The 21,467-nt window shown below is 48.5% G+C and carries 18 protein-coding genes and 1 pseudogene; 13 read left to right on the top strand and 6 right to left on the bottom strand.

Annotation, left to right across the window (positions count from 1 at the left end):
- Positions 1-18 precede the first annotated feature (18 nt).
- From QZ310_RS09715 to trpB, 3 genes are all read right to left on the bottom strand, one after another.
- Entirely contained in the window at positions 19-582 is a 564-nt protein-coding gene (locus tag QZ310_RS09715) for an aminodeoxychorismate/anthranilate synthase component II (RefSeq protein ID WP_297072309.1), read from the bottom strand.
- 21 nt (positions 583-603) lie between these two features.
- Entirely contained in the window at positions 604-2,016 is a 1,413-nt protein-coding gene (locus QZ310_RS09710) for an anthranilate synthase component I family protein (protein ID WP_297072308.1), read from the bottom strand.
- A gap of 310 nt (positions 2,017-2,326) precedes the next feature.
- Complete coding sequence (trpB, locus tag QZ310_RS09705; RefSeq protein ID WP_297072307.1) at positions 2,327-3,535, bottom strand: tryptophan synthase subunit beta; 1,209 nt, start codon at positions 3,533-3,535, stop codon at positions 2,327-2,329.
- Positions 3,536-4,366: 831 nt separating this feature from the next.
- Here trpB and QZ310_RS09700 point away from each other — a divergent pair.
- The 3 genes from QZ310_RS09700 (at position 4,367) to QZ310_RS09690 (ending at position 9,861) form a co-directional block, all read left to right on the top strand.
- A complete protein-coding gene (locus tag QZ310_RS09700; RefSeq protein ID WP_297072306.1) occupies positions 4,367-7,603 on the top strand; it encodes a TonB-dependent receptor in 3,237 nt (1,078 codons plus the stop codon).
- Positions 7,604-7,618: 15 nt separating this feature from the next.
- The gene (locus QZ310_RS09695) at positions 7,619-9,238 is read left to right on the top strand and encodes a RagB/SusD family nutrient uptake outer membrane protein (protein WP_297072305.1); all 1,620 of its coding nucleotides are present in this window, start codon (positions 7,619-7,621) and stop codon (positions 9,236-9,238) included.
- A gap of 236 nt (positions 9,239-9,474) precedes the next feature.
- The gene (locus tag QZ310_RS09690; RefSeq protein WP_297072304.1) at positions 9,475-9,861 is read left to right on the top strand and encodes a VOC family protein; all 387 of its coding nucleotides are present in this window, start codon (positions 9,475-9,477) and stop codon (positions 9,859-9,861) included.
- Between the two features lie 184 nt (positions 9,862-10,045).
- On the opposite strand, the gene QZ310_RS09685 is transcribed toward QZ310_RS09690, so the two are convergent.
- A complete protein-coding gene (locus tag QZ310_RS09685) occupies positions 10,046-10,708 on the bottom strand; it encodes a methylated-DNA--[protein]-cysteine S-methyltransferase (protein ID WP_297072303.1) in 663 nt (220 codons plus the stop codon).
- A gap of 363 nt (positions 10,709-11,071) precedes the next feature.
- Here QZ310_RS09685 and QZ310_RS09680 point away from each other — a divergent pair, with 363 nt between their 5' ends.
- From QZ310_RS09680 to cobC, 6 genes are all read left to right on the top strand, one after another.
- Positions 11,072-12,178: a lysylphosphatidylglycerol synthase transmembrane domain-containing protein gene (locus tag QZ310_RS09680; protein WP_297072302.1), complete on the top strand. Its 1,107-nt coding sequence runs from the start codon at positions 11,072-11,074 to the stop codon at positions 12,176-12,178.
- Positions 12,179-12,297: 119 nt separating this feature from the next.
- Positions 12,298-12,468, top strand: a complete 171-nt coding sequence (locus QZ310_RS09675; RefSeq protein ID WP_297072301.1) for a hypothetical protein — start codon at positions 12,298-12,300, stop codon at positions 12,466-12,468.
- A gap of 191 nt (positions 12,469-12,659) precedes the next feature.
- Entirely contained in the window at positions 12,660-13,187 is a 528-nt protein-coding gene (cobU, locus tag QZ310_RS09670) for a bifunctional adenosylcobinamide kinase/adenosylcobinamide-phosphate guanylyltransferase (protein ID WP_297072300.1), read from the top strand.
- A gap of 34 nt (positions 13,188-13,221) precedes the next feature.
- On the top strand, positions 13,222-14,262 hold the full coding sequence (cobT, locus tag QZ310_RS09665) for a nicotinate-nucleotide--dimethylbenzimidazole phosphoribosyltransferase (protein WP_297072323.1): 1,041 nt from the start codon (positions 13,222-13,224) through the stop codon (positions 14,260-14,262).
- Positions 14,263-14,264: 2 nt separating this feature from the next.
- On the top strand, positions 14,265-15,017 hold the full coding sequence (gene cobS / locus QZ310_RS09660) for an adenosylcobinamide-GDP ribazoletransferase (RefSeq protein ID WP_297072322.1): 753 nt from the start codon (positions 14,265-14,267) through the stop codon (positions 15,015-15,017).
- Between the two features lie 64 nt (positions 15,018-15,081).
- Positions 15,082-15,636, top strand: a complete 555-nt coding sequence (gene cobC / locus QZ310_RS09655; RefSeq protein WP_297072299.1) for an alpha-ribazole phosphatase family protein — start codon at positions 15,082-15,084, stop codon at positions 15,634-15,636.
- A 205-nt stretch (positions 15,637-15,841) separates the two neighbouring features.
- Here cobC and QZ310_RS09650 read toward each other — a convergent pair whose 3' ends face one another.
- On the bottom strand, positions 15,842-16,576 hold the full coding sequence (locus tag QZ310_RS09650; protein WP_297072298.1) for a phosphatase PAP2 family protein: 735 nt from the start codon (positions 16,574-16,576) through the stop codon (positions 15,842-15,844).
- Positions 16,577-17,204: 628 nt separating this feature from the next.
- On the opposite strand from QZ310_RS09650, the gene QZ310_RS09645 reads away from it, so the two are divergent.
- Together QZ310_RS09645 and QZ310_RS09640 are read left to right on the top strand one after the other, a co-directional pair.
- The gene (locus tag QZ310_RS09645; protein WP_297072297.1) at positions 17,205-17,981 is read left to right on the top strand and encodes a CPBP family intramembrane glutamic endopeptidase; all 777 of its coding nucleotides are present in this window, start codon (positions 17,205-17,207) and stop codon (positions 17,979-17,981) included.
- A 40-nt stretch (positions 17,982-18,021) separates the two neighbouring features.
- On the top strand, positions 18,022-18,486 hold the full coding sequence (locus QZ310_RS09640; RefSeq protein ID WP_297072296.1) for a hypothetical protein: 465 nt from the start codon (positions 18,022-18,024) through the stop codon (positions 18,484-18,486).
- Here the strand turns inward: QZ310_RS09640 and QZ310_RS09635 are convergent.
- Positions 18,480-19,586 (bottom strand): PDDEXK nuclease domain-containing protein, encoded by a 1,107-nt coding sequence (locus QZ310_RS09635; RefSeq protein WP_297072295.1) that lies wholly within the window; start codon positions 19,584-19,586, stop codon positions 18,480-18,482. The genes QZ310_RS09640 and QZ310_RS09635 overlap by 7 nt on opposite strands.
- 93 nt (positions 19,587-19,679) lie before the next feature.
- Between QZ310_RS09635 and QZ310_RS09630 the strand changes: the two are divergent.
- Both QZ310_RS09630 and QZ310_RS09625 read left to right on the top strand, forming a co-directional pair.
- Positions 19,680-19,808 (top strand): annotated as a pseudogene (locus QZ310_RS09630) (radical SAM protein); the annotation flags it as partial.
- A 335-nt stretch (positions 19,809-20,143) separates the two neighbouring features.
- Positions 20,144-21,367 (top strand): IS4 family transposase, encoded by a 1,224-nt coding sequence (locus QZ310_RS09625; protein ID WP_297072294.1) that lies wholly within the window; start codon positions 20,144-20,146, stop codon positions 21,365-21,367.
- The last annotated feature ends 100 nt before the right edge of the window (positions 21,368-21,467 follow it).

Genomic DNA, 21,467 nt, shown 5'->3' with positions numbered 1-21,467 from the left:
ATGATTTCTTAAAGGGGCTTAATGTCTCAACCAGTTGTCGATGATTTCAAGTCCGTAGGGTGTGAGGACAGATTCGGGATGGAACTGAACGCCGCGCACGTCAAGATTTTTGTGGCGCATGGCCATGATTTCGCCATCGGGGCTTACGGCTGTCACCTCAAGCTCCGAAGGGAGCGAATCGCGGTCGACCACCCATGAGTGGTAGCGTCCCACCTCGAACTCGGAGGGTATTCCGGCGAATATGTAGTCATCGGCTGTCAGACGGACGGTCGACTGTACGCCATGATAGACGGTGGATAAGTTGCGGAGTTTCGCACCGAAGCGTTCGCCGATGGCCTGATGGCCGAGACACACACCAAGTATGGGTTTCTCCGAGCCGTAGCGTTCGAGCAATTGCGGAAGTATGCCTGCTTCCGACGGGATACCGGGTCCGGGGGAGATGATGATTTTGTCGTAGTTACCGACTTCGTCAAGGGTGATTTTGTCGTTGCGGATGACGTCGGGTTCCACTCCGAGCTGACGCACGGCGTGGGCTATATTATATGTAAAAGAGTCGTAGTTGTCAAATATGAGTAGTCGCATGGCTTGGAATTATTATGAGGGTTATTTTCCGAATTCAACGGCGTAGGTTATAGCTTTGCTGAGAGCGCCGAGCTTGTTGCGTGTCTCCTGGAGTTCGCTCTGCGGGTTGGAACGTGCGACGATGCCCGCACCGGCCTGTGAGTAGAGGCGCTTGCCGCAACTGAGGAAACTGCGGATGGTGATGGCCTGATTGATGTCGCCATTGAAACCGAGATACCCGATGCAACCGCCGTAGAGCATTCGGCTGTGGGGCTCGACTTCATTGATGATTTGCATGGCTCTCACTTTCGGAGCACCGGAGAGGGTTCCTGCAGGGAAGGTGTCGGCGAAGAGACGGTAGTTGTTGACCCCCTCGGGCAGTTCGGCCTTGACGCGCGACACCATGTGGATAACATGGGAGTAATACTGTATCTCTTTCAGGAATTCTATCTCAACCCGTCCGCCGCTGCGGCTGAGGTCGTTGCGCGCGAGGTCAACGAGCATGATGTGTTCGGCATTTTCCTTTTCGTCTCTGAGGAGTGCTTTGGCCAGTTCGCGGTCGCGGTCGTCGTCGCCGGTTCTGCGGAATGTCCCCGCGATGGGGTCGATGTAGGCGGTGCGTCCGGTGATGCGCAGATGTGTCTCCGGAGACGAACCGAACACCTTGAAACTGCCGAAATCGAAGTAGAATAGATAGGGAGATGGGTTGATGCAGCGGAGAGCGCGGTAGACGTTGAACTCATCACCGGTGAACCCGCGCGAGAAGCGGCGCGAGGGCACAATCTGGAAGACGTCGCCGCGAAGAGCATGTTTCACGCATTTTTCAACCATTCCGACAAATTCTTCGTCAGTCATGGTCGATTCGAGATCGTCGGCGGGTGTGAACGGATATTGCGCCATATTGTTGTTGTGGAGCACCGAGAGAAGTTCGTCGGTTTTCGGGGATTCTCCCTCCGGACAGTTCTCGATGATGGTCATCTCGTTCTTGTAGTGGTTGACCTCAATGAGAAAGCGGTAAAGGACATAATACATGTCGGGTACACCGGCAAACTTCTCCTCTTTAGGCTGAATCTCGACATCCTCGAAGTAGCGCACCGCATCGTAGGCCGTATAGCCGAGCAGTCCGTCGGGGAGTTTCGGGTTGGCATCCTCTATGTCGAAGTTCTCAATGTAGTTGCGCAGTTCCTCAACCACGTCGACACCGTCGGCAATACTAAGGCGGGTCTCACCCCCTACGGCGGTGGGGACGGTGGTTACAATCTCTCCGTCGACGACCTTGAAACTACCGATAGGCTCCACGCCGATGAAGGATGTGGCGTTGTGTTGTGCGTGGTAGTCCGAACTTTCGAGCAGGGCCGACTGCGGATAGAGGTCGCGCACTTTCAGATAGATTCCAACCGGAGTCTCAAGATCCGCAGGAATTGTACGTCTATATTGTTTCAGTTTAGTTTTCATATATAGTTGTATGTGAGTTATCGTTGTTAATAAATTATGGTTGTATATGTATTGTCGTTATATGCAAATAATTGTTATATCTAATTTTGTAGGGACGCGCTGTAGCGCGTATGCCAAATGAACTACAAAATGTCCGGCGGGATAGAATATATTATGGAATACATTACGGGATGAAACGGAATACATTTCCGGATGGAAACAGAATGCACAGCCTGATGAATGTCATCCGGCATACGCGCTACAGCGCGTCCCTACAATCCCTATATATAATAAGGTGGTAATATCTATACTCTATACTTTAACCTCTATACTATAAAGAGACATCTCTATACTGTAAAGAATAAAGATAAGTATGCATATCCTTATCTCCTCGGCCCGACACATTGATGACCACTATATCATCTTCACGGAAATGCTTTTTGTCGAGGACAGCCAAGGCATGGGCACTTTCGAGCGCCGGAATAATCCCCTCGTTGCGTGTCAGAGTCATCGCGGCATCCAAAGCCTCCGCATCAGTCACGGCCATCACCTCCGCACGCCCCGATGTGGCAAGGAAAGCATGGAGCGGGCCGATGCCCGGATAGTCGAGACCGGCAGAAATCGAGTAAGGCTCCACAATCTGACCGTCGTCCGTCTGCATCACCAAGGTTCGCGCGCCGTGGATGATGCCCTCGCTACCTGCATGGATGGTCGCGGCTGTCTCACCGCTGTTGATTCCCTTCCCGGCTGCCTCGGCGGCAATTAGCTTCACCTCCGGATGATTGACGAAATGGTAGAAAGCTCCGGCAGCATTACTGCCTCCACCGACGCAGGCCACAACATAGTCAGGATTCTCACGCCCAATCTGACTCCGCAGCTGATCCTTTATCTCCTTGCTGATGACCGATTGGAAATGGGCCACCATCTCCGGATAAGGGTGAGGCCCGACGGTGCTTCCGATGATATAGAAGCTGTCAGGGTTGCAACACCAGTCGCGGATGGCCTCGTTGGTTGCATCCTTCAAGGTCTTGTTGCCCGACTGGACGGGGACCACCTTCGCGCCGAGCATCTTCATGCGCTCCACGTTGGGCTGCTGACGAGCGACGTCGGTCGCACCCATGTAGACCACACATTCAAGTCCCATCAGCGCGCAGACCGTGGCGGTGGCCACTCCGTGCTGACCTGCGCCCGTCTCGGCTATGATACGGTGTTTGCCCATGCGCTTGGCGAGCAGAGCCGACCCTATCGCGTTGTTGATCTTGTGAGCGCCCGTGTGGTTGAGGTCCTCGCGCTTGAGATAGATGTTGGTCCCGTAGAGGGCGCTCAGGCGGTCCGCACGGTAGAGCGGAGACGGACGGCCCACATAGTCGCGCATCAGTGCGTCGAATTCCTTCTGAAAATCTTCGTCATCGACATAGCGGTAAAATGCCTCGCGGAGATTTCTGACGTTGCTGTGGAGAATCTCGGGGATGTATGCGCCACCGAATCGTCCGTAGTAGCCTTCCTCATCAATCGGAAGGAGCGATCTGTATTTTTTCATACCAGTGTGTATAGTGTGTGATGATTACCTTGATTGTATTTCCGGAAAAAAAAGAAGCGGCCACCGATTTCGTTAATCGATGGCCGCGTTATTGTATTATAGCTAAATCATTCCTATCTTTCGACTCATGCCTGCACGAATCATTGCCATCGATATATCCTACCGATGTGCCACCAATAATTCTTGTTGATAAGCTGTGTGGTCATTGTCGAATTGTGTTTTGAACGGTGCAAATTTATAACCATTACTTCATTTAAACAAATAATTTATCAAAAATATTCATACAATATTGATTTTTCGTAACTTTGCCGATAATGATTTCACATTTGATAAGAAATCATCCATCCCCGACTTAAAATCACCCTCCATTCCAAACATCCGCGACAGATGCCGCAAAGTTTGATTCTTGTCATTTTATATTGCCGTTTTCTTTCATTTTGCCACACTCAAAAGCCTTAAAATGCCAATTTGATGCTGTTAACACATAGATTTAACATCTTTTTACATAAATATGATTAACATATTCCTCAAAAAATATTACTTTTGTGGCCAGATAGTTTAGGATTTGTGAAAAAATCTGTATGTTTTATTCGCTTTTTTCATCTGTCCACGCTGACTCTCGTGCACCACGCACCACGGCAAACCAAACCATCACAACATAAAAGCCACCGTGTGGTGGCGAGATTCCATTAGGTACGATTTAACCTTGTTTAAACGCCCTGAACCCCCAATCCTCCAACGCGGGATATGCCTACATAAACCGCTGACCAACAACGAACAATCATTATTATTCTATACTTTAATTAATTTCGTATTACTTAACTATTAGGTATGAAAAAGCTGTTTCTACTACTTGCGGCCCTCATCACCAGCCTTGCGGTCATGGCACAGAACCAGACCGTCAGCGGCACGGTGACCAGCGCCGACGGCGAGCCCCTGGTGGGCGCGACCGTCATGGGAGTCGGTACTCAGATCGGAACCGCGACAGACGTCGACGGCAACTTCTCGCTCTCGCTGCCTTCCACAGTCAAAAAACTCCAGGTATCATACGTCGGTATGCACACCAAGGAAGTAGCCGTGACCCCCGGCTCCAAGATGAACATCGTCCTCGACGGAACAAACATGCTCGACGAAGTCATCACCGTCGCTTACGGCACCGCCAAACGTTCAGCCTTCACCGGCTCGGCATCAGTCCTTGATGCTTCACAGATTGAAGCTGTGCAGGTCACCAATCCAATCGACGCTCTCAAAGGTAAGGTTTCGGGCGTTCAGCTCAACACTGCATCCGGTCAGCCCGGATCTTCACCCAACATCTTTATCCGTGGTATTTCTTCTATTTCCGCAGGTACTGAACCCCTTATCGTTGTGGATGGTACTCCCTACGCCGGAAGTGTTGATAATATCAGCGCTCAGGATGTCGAGTCGATGACTGTGCTTAAGGATGCTGCTTCCGCAGCTCTCTACGGTGCTCGTGGTGCCAACGGTGTCATCCTTATTACTACCAAGAGAGGTAAGGGTACAGCCAAAGTGACATTTGATGCCAAGTGGGGTCAGAATTCTCGCGCTGTGAAGGATTATGATGTGATTTCCTCGCCTGCCGCATATTATGAGATGTATGGTCGGGCTCTTGGAAATTTCATTATGGATCCTGCCTCTCAGAACGGAACTGTCTACGATGCTGAGACAGCCCTGCGCCTTGTCAACAGCAATATGGTGAACCCCGATCCGAACAATACATTCTCACTTATCTATAATGTCTACAATGTTCCGGCAGGAGAGGGTCTTCTTGTGGATGGCTACAAGCTCAATCCGAATGCAACTCTTGGCAACAAAGTGACCTACGATGGCGTTGAGTATCTTCTCCGCCCTGACAGTTGGGTAGATGCAGCTTACCGTGACGCACTCCGTCAGGAATACAACCTGAGTGTGTCACAGGCTACTGACAAGCACTCATTCTATGTTTCGGCAAACTACCTCAATAATGAAGGTATCACTGCAAATACCGGTTACGAACGTTTCACCGGTCGTCTGTCTGCCGATCTTCAGGCAAAACCTTGGCTTAAGGTCGGTGCCAACATGAGCTATTCTCACTACACTCAGAAATCGCTTGGCGATGATGGCAGTTCGGGTTCGGTAGGCAACATATTTGCTGTTGCAAATCAGCTTGCCCCGATTTATCCTCTTTATGTCCGCGACGGCAATGGCAACCCCATGTATAACCAATATGGTGTCAAGCTCTATGACTATGGCGATGGAATGAACGCCGGTCTTGAACGTCCCTACTTCGCAAATTCCAACCCTATCTCAGACAATATCCTCAATGTAGACAAAAACGAGGGTAATGCAATGACTGCTACCGGATTCGCTGAAATCCGTTTCCTCCGTGATTTCAAGTTCACATCAAACAATACTGTCAATGTGTTCGAACAGCGTGCAACTGACGTGACAAATCCTTATTTCGGACAATATGCAACTTCCAACGGTATCGTACAGAAAGTACATGCACGCCGTATCGACTACACTTATCAGCAACTCCTTAACTGGACACGCCAGTTCGGTGAACACAACATCAACGTTCTTCTCGGTCATGAAAATTACTGGAATAAATATTATTATCTGAGCGCAAGCCGCAGCAATATGCTCATGCCCGACAATACCGAACTTGATGGTGCGGTGGTCGACGGTTCGTCATCCTCCTACGTCAACAACTATAACAGTGAAGGTTGGTTCGGTCGTGTGAACTATGACTATGACAGCAAATATTTCGGAAGTGTGTCCTATCGTCGTGACGCTTCCTCGCGCTTCGATCCGAAACACCGTTGGGGTAATTTCTGGTCTCTTTCAGCCGCATGGATTATCAATAAGGAGCAGTGGTTCCAGGCTCCTTGGGTCAATATGTTGAAAATTAAGGCTTCATACGGTGAACAGGGTAACGATAACATCGGTAACTTCCGTTACATGAACATGTACACTATCGCTAATAGCGGTGGCAAGCCTGTGGCTCTTCCTGCAACTATGGGCAATCCCAACATTTCGTGGGAAAAGGGTGGAAACTTCAACGCCGGTGTTGATTTCTCGCTTTTCAATGAACGTCTTAACGGTACAATCGAAGGCTTCTACCGCAAGACTTCCGACATGCTTTTCTTCTTCCCGCTTTCTCCGAGCTTCGGTTACACCGGTTATTACGACAATATCGGTGACATGGCCAACAAGGGCTTTGAAATTGACCTTAACGGCGTGATTTTCCGCAACCGCGACATCACATGGAGCGCCAATCTCAATTTCACATGGTACAAGAATGAAATCACACGTCTTCCTGAAGAACGCCGTACAATGACAGTCGACGGAAAGAAGGGCTTCTCAAGCGGCAACTTCTATTTTGCAGAGGGTTCTTCAATCTATACCTACCATACAAAGAAGTATGCAGGTGTTGATTCAGAGACCGGTCAGTCTCTCTGGTATGTCAACAAGACTGATGCCAACGGTGTGGTGACCCGCGAGACAACCACTGATTACGGTCAGGCAAGCTACTATCTCTGTGACACTGCACTTCCCTCAGCCTACGGTGGCTTCGGAACTTCAGTAGAGGCATACGGTTTCGATTTCTCTATCAGCTTCGGCTATCAGCTTGGCGGTAAGGTGCTTGATTCAACTTATGCAAGTCTCATGGGTAGCCCGACCGGTAGCGGTCTCGGTTCAGCTATGCACAAGGACCTCTACAATGCATGGAGCAAGGAAAATCCCAATTCTGATATTCCCCGTTTCCAGTATGGTGACCAGTACTCCGGAGGTACTTCTGACCGATTCCTGACCGATGCATCATATCTTGCTCTTCAGAATATCAACTTCGGTTATACTCTTCCCTCTAAAGTCACCAAGAAGATTCAGGTTGACCGCATCCGTTTCTATCTTAGCTGCGACAATGTTGCTCTCTGGGCAAAGCGTCAGGGTCTCGATCCCCGTCAGTCTCTCACCTTTGATTCGACAAACAACTTTAACGGCGAATCTTCGTCAGCTTACTATTCTCCGATCCGCACAATCTCCGGCGGTATCAATGTAACATTCTAAATCCACAGACTAACAATGAAAAATATATTAAAATCGACTTTTGTCGTTGCTCTCGCATCTGCCGGATTTACTCTTACCGGTTGTATCGACGAGGTGGAACCGACAAGCTCGGTGAGCCAGGAGCAGCTTGACTCTTCAATCAAGGCTGCGGAATCAGGCATTTACGCCATGCCCGGTTTCATGCCTAATTTCGATACCAGCGGTTACTATCCGGGTTCGACATCCCACATTGACTTCGGCTATTCATCGTTCATGCATGTGCGTGACTGTATGACCGGCGATATGCCCAAACCGGCTACAGGTCTTGACCGTTACAGCCTTTGGGGTGAGGCTTATGTCACGGATAATCTTGCCTATACGCAGCTTATCTGGAACTATTATTACAAGCAGATTCTTTCAACCAATATCGCTGCCAAAAGCTATGAGCTTGAATCCGAGAATCAGACTGCACGCGGTGCCCGTTCGGTTGCGATGGCTTTCCGTGCCATGCTTTATCTCGATCTCGCACGTTGGTTTGAATTCCTCCCCAATGAGGTGACTTCAAGTGTTACTGACGATGGTAACGATGTGCTCAACCTTACGGTGCCCATCGTGACCGAGGAGACCACTGAGGAGGATGCACGAAATAATCCCCGTGCCACACATAAGGAAATGTTTGATTTCATCCTTTCTGACCTCACCTACGCCGCCGAGAATATCAAATATTCGACTTTCACCGAGCGCACTCTTCCGAATGAGGCTTGTGTCTATGGTCTTCTCGCACGTCTCTATATGTGGGATGAGAATTATGCCAAGGCTGCCGAATATGCGGACCTCGCAATCTCAACAAGCGGACGTACACCGTTGAGCGAGGCTGCATGGACGGATCCTGCCTCCGGATTCAATACTCTCAACAACACGTCTTGGATGTGGGGTATGAAATTTGAGAAAGAGAATGATGCGGTCATCACCGGTATATGTAACTGGACCTCTATGTTGAGTTCGGAAGCTGCCTACGGTTATGCCGGAGCCGGTGCCTTCCCGATGATCGACGCAGGAATGTATGCCCGCATTTCAGATACCGATTTCCGTAAGCTTTCATGGGTTGCTCCTGCCGGAAGTGAACTTGCCGACAAGGTTTCATATTGCAATCCCGCGATTAGTGTCCGTCCTCTTGTCGCAGTGAAATTCCGTCCCGGTGAAGGCAACTACATGGAACCGTCGGTTGGTTCTGCAACCGCAGTGCCTCTCATGCGTGTCGAGGAAATGTATTTCATCTATGCTGAGGCTCTTGCCCATACGAATGCAGCCCAAGGCAAAGCTGAAGTTGAAAAATTCATGAAGACATACCGTGACCCCGAATACACTTGCGAAGCTGCCGATCAGGATGCTATAATTGAAGAGATTGTATTCCAGAAGCGAGTTGAGCTTTGGGGCGAAGGTCAGAGCCTTTTCGACATCAAGCGTCTCAACTACTCAGTGACTCGTGCTTATGCCGGCACTAACTGGCGTCAGGATTTCCGCTATAACACAAATGGCCGTCCTGCATGGATGAATATGGTAATCATCCGCTCTGAAGGCAATAACAACAAGGCTATCCAAGGCTGGAATAATCCCAATTTCGCAGATCTTTATACGCCGATTACAGGAATTTGATAGAATTCCTTTGATTGCAACCAATTCATTTATCCCTGCACCGAAAACAATCGGCGCAGGGATATTTTTTTATTTGTCATGTCTGCATGGCAGGAAGTCCGGAATATTTTTAACCGGATATTTTCAAGCAGCGGTGAACCTTTGTGCCATTCGGCAAGTATAGTTAATTAGGTATATGTGCCTAACGGATTGCATTTAGATATAAGTTAGAATAAAATTAAAACCACAACACAATCATGGACTTCAAACTTCATTTTGACCACTATAATATCAATGTGGCGGACCGCGACAGGTCGTTGAAATTCTACAGTGATGCGCTTGGCTTGAAGGAGGTGGGGCATATCGACGGCCCTGACGGAGCGTTTACGATAACCTATCTTGGCGACGGTGAGACCTCCTTCCGGCTCGAAATCACCTGTATGCGCGACCATCCTCAAGCCTACGATCTCGGTGAGAACGAAACGCACCTTGCCATGCGTCTGAGCGCAGGTCAGGACTACGACAAACTGCTTGCCTACCATAAGGAAATGGGAGTGGTCTGCTACGAGAACCCTGCTATGGGCATTTATTTCATCGAAGACCCCGACGGCTACTGGATCGAACTCCTCCGCCCCAAATTCTGACAGCAACCCCGCCGACAAATCGCTTTCGGTCAGTCCTTGTAGGGACGCGCTGTAGCGCGTATGCCGGATGACCGTTCAAAATACTATTGCCGGATGACCGTTCAAAATACTATGCCCGATGGCTATGCAAAATATTATTGCCGGATAGCTCTACAAAATCTCCCTGCCAAACAGCGTTGACTGGCTACTGCTCCCGATATGCTATCCCCTCAACATCCAACAGATGTCGTTTGGCGGCCAGTCCGCCACCGTAGCCCGTCAGGCTACGGTCGGTGCCGATGATACGGTGGCAGGGGACAAAAATTGAAATGGCATTCGCACCGTTGGCATTCGCAACCGCGCGCACAGCCGACGGCATACCGATGCGTCGGGCAAGCTCGCCGTAGGATAGGGGAGTGGCGTAGGGGATTGTCAGCAGCTCATTCCACACACGCTTCTGAAACTCCGTCCCGACAAAAAGGAGTGGAATGTCAAAACTCCTCCTTGTCCCGTCGAAATACTCGTCAAGTTGCAACGCAGCCTTCTCAATTACCCCTGAGTACCCTCCCGACCCCACATCGCAGCAGCCGGAGCTTGCCGGTTCCGAACCCTTACCTATATGATTAACCTCATCGGTTTCCGAACATCGGTTGCTCATGGCAGGAGCAAGTTCCGTCATTTCCGAACTCATGTTTCTCCCCGCAGGCGCATCCACGAATTGAGCATTCAGCAATCGGCATAGCCGACGGTGAATGCTCTCATTGCTCTTCCCGGAAAGCCATTCACACAGACACAGCTTCCCCTCAAACTCGCCCAACAGCATCTCCCCGCAAGGCGACAGATATGACATGGTGTATATTTTTTTCATTAGTTGATTCTTTACAGTTTTTCGTTAGTCTATCCCTTACAGTATAGAGATTAAAGTATAGAGTATAGATATTTCTTTAATCGCTCCTTTACAGTATAGAGATTTTTCGTTAGTCTATCCCCTACAGTATAGAGATTAAAGTATAGAGTATAGATAATAGTTTTGGGAGGATGGGTAGGTCCACGGACTCCTCCTCTAAAAATCAACGTCCAAATCCTCAAAACTATTATCTATACTCTATACTTTAATCTCTATACTAAAAAAATCTCTATACTGTAAGGGATAGACTAACGAAAAATCTCTATACTGTAAAGAAATCCCTCAAGGCAACAACCTTCCCTCCCGCGAGTTTGTTAAATTTTCATGCAGACGACATCCACCACATCTTCAGCTCCTTCGCCCCGCCATGACAGGTTTGCAATCGTCAGCCGGGTGCTTAAATATCTGATTCCCTTGCTCGTTTCAGCCGGACTTATCGTATGGCTTTTTCATAAAGTCAACATTCATCAGGTCGAGACCATCATACGTCAGGGAGTCGATTGGCGCTATATTGTAGCAATGATGGCTATCACCGTCCTTTCCCATATCATCCGAGGCATCCGCTGGGGCATACAGTTGCGTGCCGCAGGGATTCCGCGTATTCCGGCAACGGCTGAGAGTGTGTCGATTTTCGGTGCCTACGCCCTCAACCTCGTCTTTCCGTTTTTGGGTGAGGCATGGCGCTGTGTCTACATCTCCCGTCGCGAGGGTTGCAAGCTCTCGACTGTAGTCGGCACTGACCTTGGCGACCGCGCCTCGGACGGCATCATGATTCTTCTCATCATGATTCTCACCGTCGTCGTGGCCCATCCGGCCATCGACCGCTTTCTCGACCGTTATCCACTCGGAGAGGCCATTGACCGTTTCACCACCGATGGCGCTATGTGGGTGATTCTTGTGGTTGTTGTCGCACTTTTGGTCGCAGGTGACCTGTATTTCCGCAACACTAAATTCGTCAAAGGTGTCAATGCAAGTATCCTCCGCATCTGGGACGGCTTCAAAGTGCTTTTTCACATGAAGGGGACAGGTTTGTATCTCATCCTTACTCTTGGTATCTGGATCTGCTATTTCTTCGAGACATACGTCTGCTTCTTTGCCTTCCCTTTCACCCGTGAGCTGGTGATGAACTCATCCTATACGCTCGGACTTGTCCCGGGACTTGTGGTTTTCGTGTTCGGTTCGTGCAGCATGGCCGTCCCCTCCAACGGTGGTCTCGGACCGTGGAACATCGCCGTCATGTTTGCCCTTAGCCTCTTCGGTATAAGCAACAGCGACGGTGCCGCCTATTCGATTGTCTGCTGGAGTTTCCAGGCCATCATCCTTGTGGCCTCCGGTATCTTCAGTGTATTCTACATCATGGCCAACCGCAAGGCCGTCAAACGTCAGCTCGCCGCCCGCCGCGCCGCCCAAACCACTCCCGCGCAGGATTGATGCTTCAGGTATCTATATCTCCAATGCAACGTTAAGCCTAAGATTTCTTAAACAGAAAGGCATATAACTCGAAAAATTGTTGTATCTTTGTTAATCAATATGTTAAAAGGAATATAACTATGGCAAGACCAATAGCAGAAACCCCAATTTTGACAGGTGAGGACGCCATCCGCTTCGAACGTCTTAGGAAAGAAGTCGAAAATCTCAGCAAGGAGCAGCGCGCTGAGAATACTCGCAAGTTGAAAGAAGCCGTTGAAAAAGCAAAAAAAGTGATAACAGTTTGCATATAAGATGAAACCTCGCTGTCTGCTATCTTTATGAAAACATAAGCGTTGCTTCCGGTAGTCACATTTGGTTTGCAATAAGGACCTTTCTAAATATTAAATAAAATTGCCTCTTGGTGGATGCGCATGGCAAAATCGGTTGTGACTTTCTCTGAATAATTTGTAATTTTGCAGGGTAATCACTCTTTTTTCGCATCATGCTTATAATGATAACAGGAGGGCAGCGGTCGGGCAAGAGCATGTTTGCCGAACGCCTTGCGCTCTCACTCACCGATCATCCCGTCTATCTTGCGACTGCACAGGTGTTTGACGATGAATTCCGTCGGCGCGTGGATGTCCACAAGGCTCGTCGCGGTCCGCAGTGGACAACGTTTGAGGAGCCTCTGCGCGTTGATGAGGTAGCCGTCGGTGAGGGCGACGTAGTGGTGTTTGACTGCGTGACTCTCTGGGCCACAAACTGGTTTTTCGCTTCCGGCGAGAATGTCGGGACGGCATTGGATGAGATGACCACACGGTTGGATGCGCTTGGGCGCACGGGTGCCACACTCATCATGGTCACTAATGAAATCGGCCTCGGTGGAGTTTCGGAAAACGCTCTTCAGCGCCGTTTCACCGACTTGCAAGGTTCAATCAACCAATACGTTGCAGCCAAAGCCGATGAAGTCCATCTTATTGTGTCAGGCATAGATGTGAAAATAAAACCGCAGGCTTCCCTGCGTCCATAATCATCATTCCGGTTAATTGGAAAGCAAATCTTAAATCATGACTTTCAACATTCACCCTGTCAACACAGCTCTGCGTCAGCAGATTATTGATAAAATCGACAATCTTACCAAACCCAAAGGCTCGCTTGGCCGTCTGGAGGAACTTGCCCTTAAAATCTGTCTCGTCCAGCAGACGCTCACCCCCGAATTGCGTTCACCCCACAATGTCCTCTTCGCCGCCGACCACGGTGTCATCGAGGAGGGTGTCAGTGTTTCACCGAAAGAAGTGACATGGCAGCAGCTCGGCCATTTTGCCAAAGGTGGTGCCGGAATCAATTTCCTCTGCGAGCAACACGGATTCAAGCTCGTCCTTGTGGATGCAGGCGTGGACTATGATATTCCGGCCGGTCGAGGCATTATCGACAAAAAGGTCCGCAAGTCGACCCGCAATTTCCGCCATGAGGCGGCCATGACTCCCGATGAATTTGACCTTTGCCTCCGCCGTGGAGCCGAGGTGATGGACGAAATCCATGCCACTACCGATTGCAACATTGTCAGCTTCGGTGAAATGGGTAGCGGCAACACGTCGGCTTCATCAATGTGGATGCACCTCTTTACCGGAATATCTCTCGACCGCTGCATCGGTGCCGGAGCCGGGCTTGACAATGCCGGAATCAGCCACAAGTACAATGTGCTTTCCGCATCGCTCGATGGCTATAAGGGAGACGGCTCGGTCGAGTCGAAAATGGCATGGTTCGGAGGCTACGAAATGGTAATGGCCGTCGGTGCGATGCTCCGTGCTGCCGAGCTTGGCATGATTATAATCGTCGACGGTTTCATCATGACGAGTTGCATCCTTGCAGCCTCGAAACTCTGTCCCGCCGTGCTTGACTATGCCATCTTCGGACATCAGGGCGACGAAAGCGGCCACAAACTCATGCTCGAAGCCCTCGATGTGAAAGCGCTCCTCCATCTCGACCTCCGTCTCGGCGAAGGATCGGGGGCCGTCTGCGCCTATCCCATCATCGAATCCGCCGTCCGCATGATCACCCGCATGGACACCTTCGCCCAAGTCAGCGTCACAAAGTATTTCTGATGATGAAAAAATTTGCTGCTGCTGTCATTCTTTTCACCCGTCTGCCGTTGTGGCGTTTGGTGAGTCCGTCGCAGGAGGATTATTCGGATGCTGTTGTTTTCTGGCCTTTGGTCGGATGGCTGACAGGAGGTGTGACGGCTCTTGCCTTGATTGGTTTCGGAACTGTTCTTCCGGCTTTTCCCGCAGTCATCTGTGCGCTGCTCGTGCGTGTGCTTCTGACCGGTGCGCTCCATGAGGACGGTCTGGCCGACTATTGCGACGGCTTCGGTTGCGGTGGAGGAAAAGAAAAAATCCTTGCCGTTATGAAGGATTCCCATATCGGGACCTACGGCGTTATCGGGCTGATATTCTACTTCCTTCTCCTCGTAAGCCTGCTTGCATCGTTTCCTCCTTTTGTGGCTGCCTGCGCCATTTTTGCGGCTGATCCATTCGGGAAACTTTGTGCGGGGCAGTTGACAAATTTCCTGCAATATGCACGTCCTGAAGGTGCTAAAAACCGTATTTCCTACTCGCGCATGGGGTGGGGGAAGCTGATTTTCCAGATTGTCTGCGGAGTGTTGCCGCTCTTCCCGCTTCTCGCTCTCAATCCGTTATTTGCATTCGCGGCCATAGCTCCGGTGATTGCAGGACTCTTTCTCGCTTCAATGATGTGGCGTAAAATCGGCGGCTACACCGGTGATTGCTGTGGGGCCACATTCCTTATCTGTGAACTTTCAATGCTGATTGCTATTTCCGCGATAGCATATTGTCGCTGATGTTCAGGTGTTTTTATTATCAGCGTACATGGCGCCGTCAACCAATATTTAAGTAATTTAGGACATGAAACTTGTGTTCATACGCCACACCTCAGTTGCCGTCCCACGGGGCGTATGCTACGGGCAGTCGGATGTGCCCCTTGCCGGTGGTTTCCCTGACGAAGCTGTCATCGTAAAGAGAAATCTGGAAAAATACAGTTTTGATGCGGTCTATTCGAGTCCGCTTTCGCGTTGCTTGAAGTTAGCGGCGTATTGTGGCTATGATACTCCTATACTGGATTCGCGGCTTATGGAGATGAACTTCGGCGATTGGGAGATGAAGCGTTACGATGAAATCACCGATTCGCGTTTGCAGCTTTGGTATGACGATTTTCTCAACGTCCCCGCCACCGGAGGCGAATCTTCCATGCAGCAGCGCGCCCGCTTTCTTGACTTCATCTCCGACCTCCGGACAAAGCATTTCAGCAACGATAATCCGATACTATCCAACACGACAATCGCCATCTTCACCCACGGCGGAATCATCATCCACGCCTTCGCCACGCTCCGCGGCATGTCCGACACCGAAGCCTTCGCCTCCCAACCCACCTACGGCGAAATAGTCGAGATGGAGGTGTGATTTGGATTTCTGATTTAAAGAGGAGTTTTATCATGATTCAGTATTTCATTTAGTTGATACAAAAGCACAAAAAGAGCATAAGAAACAAAAGATATAAAGTTTTCTTTAAGACTGAGGATTATCCTCATATTCTTTATTATAATCTTTTGTTGCTTATGCTCTTTTTGTGCTTTTGTATCTCCGGTATAGATTTGATACAGCATTTTTAAAACGTGACTGTCACGTTGATTGCGAAGTTTTTGTTGTCGGGGTTGAAGGAGGGGAGGACTATGGCGGTGCAGTCGGAGTTATTGTTGTCCCAATGGAACCAACGCTGATAGAGTGGGAGCATACGGTAGGCAAGGCGTGCGGAGAGTATGCCCACTCCCGCTCCGGCAACTACGTCGTTGAGCCAGTGACGGCCGTTGTACATGCGCAGGAAAGCGACCATAGTTGCGAGGGTGTAGGCTCCGGCGCCCCAGCCGGGTCCGTATTCCTCGCGCATGAGTTCCGCGCCGGTGAACACAGTGGCTGTGTGGCCGGATGGGAAGGAGTTGCGGGTCGATGCGTCGGGGCGCTGTTCGCGGATGGTATATTTTGCCGTGTTGACTATCGAGGCCATAATCATATAGGCCGTAGCTCCTACGACAGCTCTTTCCTTGAAAGAATGTTTGGCATGTCTGCCACCCATGCAGAGATATGTGATGGCCGGAAACAGTTGGGTGTAATCGTCAAGGCAGAAAATTTCCTCACCGCGCAGTTTGTCGAGATGGTCTTTGACTGCATGTTTTGCCTTGTGCAACGGCCCTCCCTTGATGACTCCGAGAGTCCCGACGGCAATCATTGTTCCGGGTACGATGAGCTGTGAGGGTTTGAATCGGCTGTCGGATGAGGTCATGCCGATGCTGTCGGTCATTGGTTTCATACTGCCGTTGGCCTGCACTGTGTTTCCAAAAGTCATGCTGATAAGTAAAAATAAGGCAATGAGTGGCCTTACCACTGAATATCTGTCCATTGGCATTCAAGTTTTTTTGTGCGAATGCCATTGCCTCTCAACTTTTTCGGACGGTCACTTTTTGTTGCCGGGACAAATAGCAGACGCTGTTAGCAAAATGATTTACGATAGTGTCATCACTCGCGCATGGCACAACCAACCATTCAGCGCTACGATGACCAAACCCGACCGGAGGACAGGAGAACAAGCGGGTTTTATCACTAAGACGACAAGCGATTGAAAAACTACTATTCGCAGAAAAATTTTTTTTGAAAAAAATTTCAGCAGTCAATCCGGGAAACTTTGGTTCAATCTGAAAATCCGGTTCATGGAAAATGAAAAGAGATACAAAAGAACATAATAAACAAAAGCAACAGAAGTATAATTTACTGGAATTAATCTTTTTGTATCTTCTGACCTTCTGTCTTTCTGTACCCTTTTCAGATGTTGACGAATTTAATGCACTGTGGTTACGGCTTGTGCCGATTTTTCCGATATTGTCGGGAAAAAACGTTTAAGATTTTGCGATATTCAACATTTGTTGAGAATTTTTCTATCTATAACGTGTAACTTTGTATTGATAAATAACGAAAATATGATAGAATTGAATTCCAAAATAGGCAGGGTGGCTTTTGCGGCGATTGCATCGGTTATGGTAGAATTCGCATGGTATAATGTCGGGCGTGTGGCATCATGGTTAGGACTGCCGAGGCATACGGTCATCTATTACACTGCGAAGGATCTTCTAATGGTCATACTCATTGCCCTTATTCTTTGCATAGTGATGAAGCCCGGAAAGATATTTTCGTTTCTCGGACTTGGTTCAAAGTACACGAAAGGACAGTTGGTTGCTGTGATTTCTGTGCTGCCACTTTACCTCGTTTTTCCGATTATCGGGTCGGTAAATCCTGATTGGAGTTTCTCGTTGCTTGCCAAGGGATGCGTGTTGCCCGGTTTTATAGAGGAATTTATATGGCGTGGTTTCATGTTCGGTCTCTTCTTCCGGTATGCAAAGGTGGGATTTTTCTGGGCAACCATCCTGCCGGCTCTCCTTTTTGCCTATCCTCACATATATCAGGGGCATGACTTAATGTCGTGTATGGCTGCTGTTGGGGTGACATTTATCGGCGCTCTTTATTTCAGTTGGATGTACACAGCGTGGAAGTTCGACTTGTGGGTCCCGGTTTTTCTTCATATACTGATGAATGGTGCATGGATAATATTCAACGTGACAGGCACTGAGGTTGCTGCAGGAGGGCTGATTTCGAATATTCTCCGTATCGTCAGCATCGTCTTGGCCATTGGCCTTACCGTGTACTTCCATCGGAAAAACGGCAGCAAGGCCTTTGATTATCCTATATGGAGGTTCTGAGAGTCTCCCATTGTATCTCGTATCAGTAAGTTTCGGAATCATGAATATGCGAGTTTTTAGAACGCTTTTGGTCGGTATGTTTTCGCTCTGCACCTTTTATTCATACGGGCAGTGTGAAGCGAAAATCAAGGAATTCTATGTCCAATACATGAGGAATGCAGAAAATAATGAGGAGAGTAATTTCGAGCTTTTGAAAGCATATACATCCACCGAACTCATTGAAAAACTCAGAGGCTACACGCAAAAATATGATGTCGACGCAGTCATTCATGCGCAGGATGTCTGTCAATACGGCATTAAATCCTTGATTGTCTGCCCGCTTAAAGATGACTGGTACCTGGTCAAATATAAATGGAGGCCGGAGACCGAACCTATTAAGATTCCGGTGAGAGCCGTAGAGACAGACGGCAAATTACTGATTCTGGACATATCTCTGATTGAAGCGGAACCGGACTCCTCTCCGGAGATGATGCAGGGGATTAAGAGTGATTTTCAACTTCAATAATCCAATTCTTCTTCAATCCCCTCGACTGTCGGCAGCGCTGAGGCAACATCCTTGAATAGCTTTTCGGTTTCATACTGGGCTATACCCATCGGTTGCGTTATACCTCTCAATGCGAACTCAGCCTTTTTATTGCTTTTGTTACGGCAGAGCAAAAGACCGATGGTCGGTTTGTCTTCAGGTGATTTCACATACTCATCAACAGCCGAGATATAAAAATTCAGTTTGCTTACAAATTCGGGTATAAACTCAACTGCCTTTAATTCGACAACCACATAACAATGGAGTTTCAGATGATACATCAGAATATCAATATAATAGTCATCGCCATCAACTACTACATTATATTGTCTGCCTACATAGGCGAATCCATGCCCCAGTTCCAACAAAAACTCTGTCATTCGCTCGGCAAGACTGTTCTCTATGTCGCGCTCATGTTGCAGAGCCATCGTGCCTATGAAACTGAAATTATAAGGGTCTTTGAACGCATATCGTGCGAGATCCGATTGATATTCCGGTAAAGTCCGTGTAAAATTGGTCACAGCATTACCGATGGTTTTCATATAACCGCCGTTTATCTTTGACAGCATCACGTCCCGGCTCCAACCGTTACGGGTAGTTTCAAGGATATAGAAGGCACGTTCCGCATTATTCTTGATTTTCGGCAACATGGATATGTGGTGATACCAGCTTATGGTCGATAACGGAATATCCACACAGTCTTTGTCGCCAGCTAATTCTGCAAGTGCCGCTTGCGAAATTGGTAAGTTCTTAAATTCTGCAAGTGGCACTTGCAGAATTGGAAAGTCGGGATAGTTTTCCGCAAAACGTCTCATATAGTGCAGGTTTCTCACGGAGTAGCCTTTATCTTCGGGGAATTTGCGTGTCAGGTCCAAGGATAACTGTTCTATTACCTGCGCGCCCCAGCCAAGTTCTTTTTTCTTACGGATAATGTCACTGCCGATGCTCCAATACAAAGAAAGCATATCGGTATTCACATGAATGGCCGCATTGAGTTTGGCATTCTCAATGAGCGTTACGATTTTTCTACGCCATTCAGCGTAACCAACCGGAAGATTTGGTGTATCGATTTCTGCTGTCATGATGCAAAGTTACACAAAAAAGTCAATAATGCACTGAAATCCAAATATAATGGCTAACTTTGCGATAGGCTCTTATGCCGATCCGACAGCCTTATGCCTCCCGACCGAGCAAAAATAATTGGCATCTCCCGTCATCGCCTCTCCACCGACGGCGATGGTGTGACCACGCTTGTCGCTTTCCACGGCTGTCCGCTCCGCTGCCGTTACTGCCTGAATCCACAATATTATTTTCAGGAAAGGAGGGTTGAGTCATGAGGTTTCCAATACTCAACATATCAATACCATCGTTGAACTCCGATATTCTTGAAGCGTTACATATCGGCGATTATTGGGATTATCCGGACAACAAACATATATTTGACCGATACTATCTAAATCACGAATATGTAGATCAGCAGGGACAGATATTTAGATTGATTGGAAAAAGAAAATCAAATATAATAAATTATTACTGTCCGCTAAAAAATTTTAAGCGATGAAAAAATTAGGGCTGATTCCATTTGGTGGAGTCAGCCCATTTTGGTTATTTAGCTGTCGCCAAACAAAACCGAATAACCATGAGCAAAAGTACCCATTTTTTCGGACAGCCGGTGTATGGTCAGCTGATAAAATCACTTGACCGGGCAAAAATTGTTGAAATGAGCCGCAAAAACGGCGGAGAAAGGTATGTAAAGAGCTTTGACGGCTATGTTCACCTACTGACAATGCTGTTTGCGGTAATCATGCGTTTCGATTCACTGCGTGAGATAGAGGCCGCTATGACCGCCGAAGTCCGTAAACTGGCACATTTGGGAATAGAAAAAGTGTCCAAGCGCAGCACACTCTCTGATGCCAATGCCAGAAGGCCGGAAAAATTTTTTGAGGAGGTCTATCGGGACCTCTATGAGTCCAACAAAAGCAAACTTTCATCGGACAGCCGCAGAAACGGCACCGAAGCGTGGATAAAAGCCCTCAGGATCATCGATTCGACGACTATCACTCTATTCTCCAACATGATTTTCAAGGGTGTCGGCCGTCACCCCAAAACAGGGAAGAAGAAAGGCGGTATCAAAGTACACTCCGTGATACACGCCAATGAGGGTGTACCATGCGATGTCAGGTTCACTTCCGCCGCAACCAACGACTCTTTTATGCTCGCTCCGTCTCATTACAATCACCATGAGATTGTGGCCCTCGACCGCGCCTACATCAACTATGAGAAATTTGAGGAACTGACCGGCCGCGATGTGATATACGTCACAAAAATGAAGCAAAACCTCAGATATGAGCTCCTGTTTGATTTCATGGAGATTACACCGGAGGGTAAGATGGTGTACCGTGAGCAGATAGTTGTATTCCGCAAGGGCGACATCAACCATATAGCCCGCATGATCACATATGTTGACCACAAAAAGGGGAAACGGCCTAAGTTGGTCACCTTGCTTACAAACGACTTTGATATGCGCCCTGAGACAATCGTCGCCATATATCGCCGCAGGTGGCAGATAGAGTCGCTTTTCAAACAGATAAAACAAAATTTTCCATTGCGGTATTTTTATGGCGAGAGTGCCAACGCCATAAAAATCCAGATCTGGGTTACACTCATAGCCAACCTGCTGCTCTCAGTGCTTCAAAGCTCACTTTCGCGTCCTTGGAGTTTCTCAGGATTAGCCACAATGGTAAGAATCGTCCTCATGTACTATCTAAATCTTGAGACATTCTTCAACCAACCAGACGCCGACCTCAAAATCATGCTCGAGCAGGCCTCGGAATCACCACCCGAAACGAACGAGAATCATTAAGAGGGGCTTGTCCTTGCACAAAAAAAGCCCAACTTCTACTTCTCAAGAGGTTGGGCAAGTGCCTTTATGGTTTAGCGGACAGTAATAATAATAAATAGGA

The sequence above is a fragment of the uncultured Duncaniella sp. genome (assembly GCF_910577345.1).
In the GTDB taxonomy this organism is placed as follows: domain Bacteria; phylum Bacteroidota; class Bacteroidia; order Bacteroidales; family Muribaculaceae; genus Duncaniella.
The sequence above is the reverse complement of the archived record's forward strand: the minus strand, read 5'-3'. Positions and strand labels throughout refer to the sequence as shown.